1 pseudogene is annotated in these 659 nt (G+C 40.8%); it reads left to right on the forward strand.

Going from position 1 to position 659, the window contains the following annotated elements:
- Positions 1 to 659: pseudogene (locus tag ACFIMP_RS09870) on the forward strand (restriction endonuclease); the annotation flags it as partial.

Consider the following 659-nt stretch of genomic DNA (forward strand, 5'->3'; position numbering starts at 1 on the left):
GAAGATGGAACGGATATTGGTATTGATTTGATCGCTACAATCCGTGATGAAGGTGGCTATGCGGCTATTCAATGTAAATGCTATGACGCCTCTCACATAATTAAAAAAGAAGATATTGATAGTTTTATAGCAGCGTCTGGCAAGAAAATATTCACCCGTCGTATTCTGATTGATAGCACCGAAACAGATTGGAGTGATAATGTTGAACTGACTTGTGAAGGATAAGAGGTTCGTATTCAACGCATAAACCTTTTTGATTTAGAGAACAGTCAAATCGATTGGGGGGCGTATAAAGAACAAGGACAAGCCGTTCTTAAAGAGCAACCCAAAAAAAAGCTTTTAGATCATCAAAAAGAAGCCCTTGAGAAAGTCTGTGAAGGGTTACAAGAAGCAAACCGTGGCAAGCTGATTATGGCATGTGGTACGGGCAAGACTTTCACCAGTTTGAAGATAGCAGAAACCATAGCAGGTCAAAGCAAGCGTGTTTTGTTTTTGGTGCCCTCCCTTGCTCTTATCTCTCAAACAATCCGTGAATGGACAGAAGATACAGAAGTGCCTTTGCGTTCCTTTGCCGTGTGTTCCGATACACAAGTAGGAAAACGTCGTAAGAATAATAAAAATGATGCTCTTGAATTTGATAGCTCTGATCTTGCCTTGCC

The organism is Bartonella sp. AP65SXKL, assembly GCF_042195725.1.
Classification (GTDB): domain Bacteria; phylum Pseudomonadota; class Alphaproteobacteria; order Rhizobiales; family Rhizobiaceae; genus Bartonella.